The organism is Actinomycetota bacterium, assembly GCA_018333515.1.
GTDB lineage: Bacteria > Actinomycetota > Aquicultoria > Aquicultorales > Aquicultoraceae > Aquicultor.
The window spans coordinates 1-9,511 of sequence record JAGXSZ010000015.1 but is presented as its reverse complement, the minus strand read 5'-3'; the positions used below and the strand labels follow the sequence as shown (position 1 = coordinate 9,511).

At 52.0% G+C, this 9,511-nt stretch carries 7 protein-coding genes and 3 pseudogenes; all 10 read left to right on the top strand.

The window, feature by feature from the left end; genetic code table 11:
- The first annotated feature begins 308 nt into the window (after positions 1-308).
- The 10 genes and pseudogenes from KGZ93_03695 (at position 309) to KGZ93_03650 (ending at position 9,344) form a co-directional block, all read left to right on the top strand.
- A pseudogene (locus KGZ93_03695) lies at positions 309-578 on the top strand (DUF4160 domain-containing protein).
- A gap of 10 nt (positions 579-588) precedes the next feature.
- A complete protein-coding gene (locus KGZ93_03690) occupies positions 589-828 on the top strand; it encodes a DUF2442 domain-containing protein (protein ID MBS3908716.1) in 240 nt (79 codons plus the stop codon).
- A gap of 347 nt (positions 829-1,175) precedes the next feature.
- Positions 1,176-1,388: a DUF2283 domain-containing protein gene (locus KGZ93_03685; GenBank protein ID MBS3908715.1), complete on the top strand. Its 213-nt coding sequence runs from the start codon at positions 1,176-1,178 to the stop codon at positions 1,386-1,388.
- Between the two features lie 154 nt (positions 1,389-1,542).
- Positions 1,543-1,674, top strand: a pseudogene (locus KGZ93_03680) (tyrosine-type recombinase/integrase).
- A gap of 235 nt (positions 1,675-1,909) precedes the next feature.
- Positions 1,910-3,457 carry an SAM-dependent DNA methyltransferase gene (locus tag KGZ93_03675; protein MBS3908714.1) on the top strand — a complete coding sequence of 516 codons (1,548 nt, stop codon included), beginning with the start codon at positions 1,910-1,912 and terminating at the stop codon, positions 3,455-3,457.
- A complete protein-coding gene (locus KGZ93_03670; GenBank protein ID MBS3908713.1) occupies positions 3,450-4,577 on the top strand; it encodes a restriction endonuclease subunit S in 1,128 nt (375 codons plus the stop codon). Before KGZ93_03675 ends, KGZ93_03670 begins: the two co-directional genes overlap by 8 nt.
- A pseudogene (locus KGZ93_03665) lies at positions 4,574-5,322 on the top strand (virulence RhuM family protein). Before KGZ93_03670 ends, KGZ93_03665 begins: the two are co-directional and overlap by 4 nt.
- Positions 5,309-8,551, top strand: a complete 3,243-nt coding sequence (locus KGZ93_03660; protein ID MBS3908712.1) for a type I restriction endonuclease subunit R — start codon at positions 5,309-5,311, stop codon at positions 8,549-8,551. The pseudogene KGZ93_03665 and the gene KGZ93_03660 overlap by 14 nt, the downstream one beginning before the upstream one ends.
- Before the next feature lie 181 nt (positions 8,552-8,732).
- Positions 8,733-9,014, top strand: coding sequence for a type II toxin-antitoxin system RelE/ParE family toxin (locus KGZ93_03655; protein MBS3908711.1), 282 nt, complete (start codon positions 8,733-8,735; stop codon positions 9,012-9,014).
- 15 nt (positions 9,015-9,029) lie between these two features.
- Positions 9,030-9,344 carry a HigA family addiction module antidote protein gene (locus KGZ93_03650; GenBank protein ID MBS3908710.1) on the top strand — a complete coding sequence of 105 codons (315 nt, stop codon included), beginning with the start codon at positions 9,030-9,032 and terminating at the stop codon, positions 9,342-9,344.
- Positions 9,345-9,511 lie beyond the last annotated feature (167 nt).

Here is a 9,511-nt window from a genome sequence, read left to right as displayed (position 1 = left end):
GAGATGGCGCTTCGCCTCGCCCGCTTGTTCGGCAATACGCCGGAGTTTTGGCTCAACGCTCAGCGTGCCGTAGATCTTTGGGAGGCAGCGCGGGCCGGCAAGAAGAAGATTGAGCGTATCAATCCATTAAGTGTCGCATAGCACTTGAAGTAGAAAAATGAAGGAGAATCAATAAGCGCCTAACAAGGCGACGTCGCCGACGCACAATTAGCTTGCCTATTAGCTTCTAAGTTGGCGGCGCAAGGCTGATCGTCAGCGTTATGTTAAAATTTTAATAAAAATCTACCACAAGCAAAAGGAGCAAGCTAATGTCGATCATATCCATGTTTTACGGAATCATAGTTCAACTGTTCTTTTTTGACAACGACAAGCACCACACCCCACATATTCATATTCGGTATAGTGAATTCAGGGCTTCTGTTGATATCGCAACGGCGGAAATACTGGAGGGAGAAATACCTCAGCGGCAACTGCGATTAGTGTAGGCTTGGATTGAGATACACCGAGATGAGTTGATGGCCGACTGGTCCCTTGCCGTCGAAGGAAATATGCCGTTTAAAATTGAACCGCTTAAATAGGAGGAAGAAAATGACCCCGGACGTCATTGAGTTTGAGATTCTGACCGACTATAGAATTAAGGTAACTTTATCGAGCGGAAAAACCGGAGTATTTAATGTTGCTCCATACCTTGACAAAGGAATCTTCACGGAATTGAAGGATTATAGCTATTTCAAAAGAGCGAGAATTGAATTCGGAACTCTCGTATGGCCGAATGAACAGGATTTCAGTCCTGAGACAATAGAGATAAAAATGGAGGAGATAGCATAACAAGCGGCTTCACCGGACAGCAAAACGCGCCGCCGGTGAGCTTTGACCCCGCCGGAAAACCGCACGCCGGGATTTGTGCTGGGCTGTCGGGCAACTCGCAGCCTACCGCGATTCTTCTACCCTAGCGTCACCGGAATCGCTTTCCTTACATCGGCGATGTGCTCTGCTCCGTGGGCAAGAGAACTGTTTGGAAAGGTGATAAAAATGAGAGAAGAATATGATTTTTCTGAGGCAAAAAACTCGTATGCCGGCATGCTTAAGCGGCAGGTTACTATTCGCATGGATCAGATAGCGATAGAATTGTAGTTATAACCGTCTATGTGTTTTATGGTACCTGGAGGTAAGACGTGCGAGTATCTTATGATACGACCCATGATGTCTTGTATATTAAGTTTGCGGATGCTGTTGAAAAAGTAACCAGCAAGAATGTTGATGCGGATATAACGCTGGGTTTTGATAAAGACGGGAAGATAGCCGGTATTGAAATCCTCGACGCATCACAGCATGTAGACTTAACCAACCTGTTGCCGGTCCACATCGACAAAAAAGCCGCCGGATAGGGCCACGTAAGCTACGGTGCCGTTTCGGGCGGGGCCTCGGTAAGGTGACGCCGGCCGCCCTAAGGAGAGCGGCGGAAGTGTCGCTGTCGCAAAGGCCGGATAGACCAAGCGAGCCACATGTCATACCTTCCGACATTCATTCGCAACTCATTTATTGTAAAGCGGCTATGATATTCGAACGGTCCAAGAACTCCCGGGCCACAAAGACGTAAAAACCACGATGATTTACACCCATGTCCTCAACCGCGGACCGGCTGGGGTTCGCAGCCCGGTAGATATGTCGTAAGGTTAAATAAGGTAGTTTTGGAGAGGATTATACGCCGATCCGTATAAGACGCCATGATAAAACGGCGTTTAATCAAAATAGGTGTATTTAGCATTGGTTATAGCGACAAGAGATGTGTTTCTGGAGGCGTTTTAAATGGACATGATCAATGTATTTGAAGTATTATATGGATCAGTATAAACATTGTTAGCCAACCAAATCTCGACCAGAACCGTCGCCTCATTAAAGGAACACCATGGCCAAGAAAGCAGCACCAAAACAAGAAGAGCCCATCGAAAAGCAGATGTGGAAGGCGGCGGACAAGCTGCGCAAGAACATCGACGCGGCGGAGTACAAGCACATCGTGCTGGGGCTGATCTTCCTCAAATATATTTCCGATGCCTTTGACGAGCTGTACGAAAAGTTGCAACAGGGTGAAGGCGACTATGCCGGGGCTGACCCGGAGGATAAGGACGAGTACAAGGCGGAGAATGTGTTCTTTGTGCCGGAGACGGCGCGCTGGTCGTACCTGCTCACCCAGGCCAGGCAGCCGGACATCGGCAAGACGGTGGATGCCGCCATGGACGCTATCGAGAAGGAAAATCCCTCGCTACGCGATGTGCTGCCCAAGGTCTTCGCGCGCGGCAATCTCGACCCCACCAGCCTGGGCGGACTCATCGACCTGGTCGGCAACATCGCCCTCGGCCATGCCAAGGCGCGCAGCGCCGACCTGCTCGGCCATGTGTTCGAATACTTCCTCGGCGAATTCGCGCTGGCCGAAGGCAAAAAGGGCGGCCAGTTCTACACCCCGCGTAGCGTGGTCGAGCTGCTGGTGGAAATGCTCGAGCCTTATAAGGGCCGGGTGTTTGACCCCTGCTGCGGCTCCGGCGGCATGTTCGTTCAGTCGGAAAAATTCGTCACCGGGCACCAGGGCAAGGTCAACGACATCTCCATTTACGGGCAGGAGAGCAACCAGACCACCTGGCGTCTGGCCAAGATGAACCTCGCCATCCGCCACATCGACAGCTCCCAGGTGAAATGGAACAACGAAGGCTCGTTTTTAAACGACGCCCATAAAGACCTGAAGGCCGATTACGTCATCGCCAATCCGCCGTTCAACGACAGCGACTGGAGCGGCGACCTGCTGCGCAAGGATGGCCGCTGGCAACACGGCGTGCCGCCCACCGGCAATGCCAACTACGCTTGGATTCAACACTTTCTATATCACCTGAACCCCAATGGTCAGGCCGGCTTCGTGCTCGCCAAGGGCGCGCTCACCTCCAAAAGCTCCGGCGAGGGCGACATTCGCAAGGCGCTGGTCGAGGCGCGGATGGTGGACTGTATCGTCAACCTGCCCGCCAAGCTGTTTTTAAACACGCAAATCCCCGCCTGTCTGTGGTTTCTGAGCCGCAACAAGCAGAACGGCAAGTTCCGCGACCGCGCCGACGAAATCCTGTTCATCGACGCCCGCAACCTAGGCCACCTGATCAACCGCCGCACCAAGGAGTTTTCCGCAGAAGACATCGCCACCATCACCAGCACCTATCACAACTGGCGCAATCCGAATGGGGACTATGAAGATGTGAAGGGCTTCTGCAACGCCGCCCCCATCGAGCGAGTGCGCGAACTGGACTATGTGCTCACGCCAGGTCGCTATGTCGGCCTGCCGGACGATGAGGACGACTTCGATTTCAAGGAACGCTTCACCCAGCTCAAGGCGGAGTTTGAGGCGCAGTTGCTGGAAGAAGCGAAGCTGAATGCCGCGATTGCGGAGAGTTTGGGGAGGGTGAAGATCGATGAGTGAGTGGAAAGAAGTCCAACTTAAAGATTTTATTTCAGTCAAAGGAGGGCTCGCCTATAAAAGCGAATATATTGGACAAGGTACAGCATTACTGCTTGGTATGGGGTGTGTATCAAATAAAGAAAAATTCCTCATGAAGGGGGCACGCTTTTATGCAGGTGACTATCCTCATAGTTACCTTGTTAAGCCTGGTGATATTGTTTTAGCCACAAGACAACAATCTGATAATTTACCTATTCTTGGCAAGCCTGCACTAATCCCAAATACATTAATCGGCAAGCAAGTGATTGTTGGTACGAATCTGTATAAGGTGAGTAAAAAGGCAAATATTGATGATATCTATTTGTTTTGGTTACTCAAAGGACAAGACTATCAAGACCATATCTATCAGTGTTCAAGCGGAACTACTGTGAGAATGATTACCAAGGATTCCGTAGAATTTTATCAATTCCTCATTCCCCCTCTCCCCGAACAAAAAGCCATCGCCTTGGTGCTCTCCAGCCTCGACGACAAAATCGACCTGCTCCACCGTCAAAACAAAACCCTCGAAGCCATGGCCGAAACCCTCTTCCGCCAGTGGTTCGTGGAGGAAGCACAGGAGGATTGGGAGGATGGGAAACTTGGCGATGTTATCGAGCTGCACTATGGAAAAGGATTAAAGACGGAAGAGCGAGCAGGTAGCGGATATCCCGTTGTCGGCTCCAGCGGCGTTGTCGATTACCACACGGAGTTCTTGGTAAGAGGGCCAGGCATTGTCATCGGAAGAAAGGGAACGCTCGGCAAGGTGATCTACCTTTGGGACAATTTTTATCCTATCGATACAACCTATTACGTGAAGTCAAAAGTAGAGTCTGTGGGATTGTTGTATGACTATTTTCTGTTGAAGACGATCGGCTTTGAGGACATGAACACCGATTCCGCAGTACCGGGATTGAACCGCGATATAGCGCTTTCAACAGAGATAAAAATTCCGCCCGAGGACAAATTACATGCCTTTAATGAGCTTGTGGCTGATTTTATCGGCAAGCTCAAAACGAATAGAGATCAGATTCACACACTCGAAAAACTCCGCGACACCCTGCTGCCCAAACTCATGAGTGGCGAAGTGCGGGTGGCGGTATGACAAATTCAAATCTTCCCGAAAAGGTCCCAAACTTCGTCATTTTTCAAACGAAAACGGGCAAGGTTAATATTGAAGTCTTTTTTCACAATGAGACCCTTTGGCTTACACAAAAAAAGATTGCAGAACTGTTTGAAAAAGACCGCAGTGTCATCACAAGGCATCTGAAAAACATTTTTGCGGAGGGTGAGCTGGATGAAAAAGTGGTGTGTGTAAATTTTGCACACACCACTCAACACGGCGCCATCGAAGGCAAAACCCAGCAAAAAGAGGTGATGTACTACAACCTTCGAGCCATTACTGCCGTGGGGTATCGGGTCAATTCATTTATACCGAAGCGGATGCACAAAAGGTCTTTATGGGCTTGAAAACCTGGAAGAACGCGCCCGGCGGGAAAATCCTGAAATCCGATGTGACTATAGCCAAAAACTATCTCAACGAAGAACATCTCAAAGAGCTGGAAAGAATCGTGTCTGCCTATCTTGATCTGGCCGAAAACCGGGCACGCCGCGGCATTGTTACCAACATGAAAGACTGGGTGCAATTTCTGGACAAGTTCCTGATGCTCTCGGATTATCCCATTCTTCTGGATAAAGGCAAAATCTCCGCCTTGGAAGCAAAAATCAAAGCCGAGTCAGAATACGATAAATTCCGGGTCATACAGGATAAACAATACATTTCCGACTTTGATGAGGAAGTCAGAAAACTGATCGGCCAAGATAAAGGCGGGAAAAATGACGACCTCTAAAATCACCGAATCCGCTATCGAAGGCCTCGCCATCGAGCTGTTTGAGAAGCTCGGGTATCAATACGTCTATGCGCCGGATATCGCCCCGGACAGCGAAACGCCGGAGCGGGAACACTTCGAGGATGTGTTGCTGCTGGAGCGGATGCGCTCTGCGGTGGCGTGGATCAATCCGTCAATACCCGCCGATGTGCGCGAGCAGGCGATTAAACAGGTGCAGCGCCTGAACTCGCCGGAACTGATCGCCAACAACGAAGCCTTTCACCGCATGTTGACCGAGGGCATCAAGGTCACCTACCAGCACAAAGGCAACGAGCGTGGCGACCTGGTATGGCTGGTGGATTTCGCCAATCCCGAGAACAACGAATTTGTGGTTGCCAATCAGTTTACGGTGATCGGCAACCACACAAATCAGGGACACCAGAGCAAGCGCCCGGATGTGGTCTTGTTCGTCAACGGCCTGCCGCTGGTGGTGATGGAACTCAAAAACGCCGCCGATGAAAACGCCACCATCAAATCCGCCTACCAGCAATTGCAGACCTACAAGGAAGTGATTCCCGGCCTATTCGCCTACAACGGCCTATTGGTGATATCGGACGGGCTGGAGGCCAAAGTGGGCTCGTTGTCGGCGGGCCTCTCCCGGTTCATGGCGTGGAAAACGGCGGACGGCAAGCTGGAGGCATCTAAGCTTATCAGTCAGTTGGAGACCTTGATCCAGGGCATGTTAAACAAGGCGACGCTACTGGATTTGCTGCGCCATTTTATCGTGTTTGAAAAGTCGAAGAAGGAAGACCCGGCAACGGGTGTGATCAGCATCAGCACCGTGAAGAAGCTGGCGGCCTATCACCAATACTACGCCGTCAACGCAGCAGTGGCTTCCACCTTGCGGGCGACGAGTGAAGCGCCAATGGGGGTGGCGGAAACGCCGGAGAGTTACGGCTTGGCGAGTGTCAAGGACCAACCGCCGGGGGACCGCAAGGCCGGGGTGGTGTGGCACACGCAGGGCAGCGGCAAGTCGCTGTCGATGGTGTTCTACACCGGCAAGGTCGTGCTGGCGCTGGATAACCCCACCGTCGTCACGATCACCGACCGCAACGATCTGGATGATCAATTGTTCGATACCTTTGCCTCCTGTACCCAGCTATTGCGGCAGGAGCCGGTGCAGGTGGACGATCGCAAAGAGTTGAAACGGCTATTGAGAGTAGCGTCCGGCGGGGTGATTTTTACCACCATCCAGAAGTTCCAGCCAGAAGAAGGAAATATCTACGAGGAGCTGACCGACCGCCGCAATGTGGTGGTAATCGCCGACGAGGCGCACCGCACCCAGTACGGCTTCAAGGCCAAAACCGTGGATGAGAAGGACGCGCAAGGCAATGTCACTGGTAAGAAAATCGTATACGGCTTTGCCAAATATCTGCGCGATGCCCTGCCGAACGCGACCTACCTTGGATTCACCGGCACGCCCATCGAAAAGAACGATGTCAACACTCCGGCGGTGTTCGGCAATTATGTCGATGTGTATGACATCGCCCAGGCGGTGGAAGACGGCGCGACCAAGAAGATTTACTACGAAAGCCGCCTGGCCCGCGTTTCGCTCAGCGACGAGGGCAAGCAGCTCATTGCCGAGCTGGACGAGGAACTGGAACAGGATGAGTTGACCGAGACCCAGAAGGCCAAGGCCAAGTGGACGAAGATGGAGGCCTTGGTCGGCGCAGCGCAACGCATCCGGAATGTGGCGCAGGACATCGTGGCGCATTTCGAGAAACGCCAGGAAGTATTTGCGGGCAAGGCCATGATTGTGGCCATGTCGCGGCGCATTGCCGCAGAGCTGTATGAAGAGATCATCAAGCTGAAGCCGGAATGGCATTCACCCGATCTGACCCAAGGCGTGATCAAGGTGGTGATGACGGCGGCATCTGCGGATGGCCCGAAGCTGGCCGGGCATCACACCACCAAAGAGCAACGTAAGACCCTCGCCGAGCGCATGAAAAACCCCGATGATGAGCTGAAGCTGGTCATCGTGCGCGATATGTGGCTTACCGGCTTCGATGCGCCCTGTATGCACACCCTCTATATTGACAAGCCCATGAAGGGCCACAACCTGATGCAGGCCATTGCGCGGGTGAACCGGGTTTACGGTGATAAACCGGCGGGCTTGGTGGTGGACTATCTGGGCATTGCCTCCGATCTTAAGCAGGCGCTGTCGTTCTATGCCGATGCCGGTGGCAAGGGCGACCCCATGCTGGCCCAGGAACAGGCCGTGCAATTGATGCTGGAGAAGATCGAAGTGGTGGCCGGCATGTATCACGCCTTCCCTTACGAGGATTATTTCGAGGCCGACACCTCCAGAAAACTTTACATGATCCTGGCGGCCGAGGAGCATATCCTCGGACTGGAGGATGGCAAGAAGCGCTATATCGATGAAGTCACCGCCTTGTCGCAGGCATTTGCCATTGCCATTCCGCACGAGCAGGCCATGGACGTGAAGGATGAAATCGCCTTCTTTCAGGCGGTGAAGGCGCGGCTCGCAAAGTTCGACAGTACCGGCTCAGGACGCACCAATGAAGAGATTGAATCGACCATCCGGCAGGTGATTGACAAGGCGCTGGTATCGGAGCAAGTCATTGATGTGTTCGACGCTGCCGGAATCAAGAAACCTGATATTTCGATTCTTTCCGAGGAGTTTTTGCTGGAGCTAAAAAACAAGGAGCACAAAAACGTAGCGCTCGAAGTGCTGAAAAAACTGCTCAACGACGAAATCAAAGCGCGCGCCAAAAAGAATCTGGTGCAAAGCCGAACCCTGATGGAAATGCTGCAAGATGCCATCAAGCGGTATCACGCCAAAGTGCTCACGGCGGCGGAAGTCATGGACGAGCTGATCAACATCAGCAAGGAGATCGTCAAGTCTGACAAGCAAGCCGAAGAGATGGGCATGAGCGACTATGAATACGCCTTCTACACCGCCGTAGCCAACAATGACAGCGCCAGAGAACTGATGCAACAAGACAAATTGCGCGAGTTGGCCGTTGTGCTGTTTGAGAAAGTAAAAGCCAATGCCTCGATTGATTGGACGATCAAGGAAAGCGTAAAGGCGAAACTCAAAGTCATTGTAAAAAGGACGTTGAGGCAATTTGGGTATCCGCCTGATATGCAGAAGTTGGCCACCGAGACGGTGCTTAAGCAGGCGGAGATGTTGGCGAGTGAATTGACAAGGAAAACAGGCGATGGCTAGCAAGGCGCTGCACTAGGACGGCAATTCCGCTACGCTTCATTGCCGCCCGTGAGCTTTGGCGTTAGGCCTCAACAAGGGAGGGAAATATATGGTAGTGCCCTCGGTAGAGAAATTAGATCGTCTCGCTATTGATGTTCTTTCGGGCATTGACAAGTGTCACGTGATAGCTTACTATTGACGCATGATCAAGACGTTTGCCGATAGGCATACGCAAGAGTTTTACCAAAAGGGTAAATCAAAGCGTTTTCCGCCGGAAATCAGCAAGCGGGCAATCCGCAAGCTGGAGCACGTCGACTTGGCAACGGGTTTGGATGACTTGAAGGTTCCGCCAAGCAATCGACTCCACGAACTCGAACGAGAACGGCAGGGACAGTGTTCGATCTCCGTCAATGACCAATGGCGCATATGCTTCCGGTTTGTCAACGGCGACGCCTACGACGTAGAACTTACGGACTACCACTAAGATGAGGTGTAAAACATGAGTATTCAGAATATGGGAGAGCGTGAAATTCGACCGACTCATCCCGGCGAGATACTGCGCGAGGATTTCTTGCCGGATTACGGCCTTACCGTGTCGAGTCTTGCTAGGGCGCTTGGTGTGTCGCGCCAGACGGTCAATGAGTTGGTCCGGGAACGTCGGGCAGTCAGCCCCGAGATGGCGCTTCGCCTCGCCCGCTTGTTCGGCAATACGCCGGAGTTTTGGCTCAACGCTCAGCGTGCCGTAGATCTTTGGGAGGCAGCGCGGGCCGGCAAGAAGAAGATTGAGCGTATCAATCCATTAAGTGTCGCATAGCACTTGAAGTAGAAAAATGAAGGAGAATCAATAAGCGCCTAACAAGGCGACGTCGCCGACGCACAATTAGCTTGCCTATTAGCTTCTAAGTTGGCGGCGCAAGGCTGATCGTCAGCGTTATGTTAAAATTTTAATAAAAATCTACCACAAGCAAAAGGAGCAAGCTA

Bases quoted from the DNA above. Each gene is read 5' to 3' on its own strand.
- KGZ93_03690 (MBS3908716.1), top strand. From the start codon at position 589: ATGACCCCGGACGTCATTGAGTTTGAGATTCTGACCGACTATAGAATT.
- KGZ93_03675 (MBS3908714.1), top strand. From the start codon at position 1,910: ATGGCCAAGAAAGCAGCACCAAAACAAGAAGAGCCCATCGAAAAGCAG.
- KGZ93_03670 (MBS3908713.1), top strand. From the start codon at position 3,450: ATGAGTGAGTGGAAAGAAGTCCAACTTAAAGATTTTATTTCAGTCAAA.
- KGZ93_03660 (MBS3908712.1), top strand. From the start codon at position 5,309: ATGACGACCTCTAAAATCACCGAATCCGCTATCGAAGGCCTCGCCATC.
- KGZ93_03655 (MBS3908711.1), top strand. From the start codon at position 8,733: ATGATCAAGACGTTTGCCGATAGGCATACGCAAGAGTTTTACCAAAAG.
- KGZ93_03650 (MBS3908710.1), top strand. From the start codon at position 9,030: ATGAGTATTCAGAATATGGGAGAGCGTGAAATTCGACCGACTCATCCC.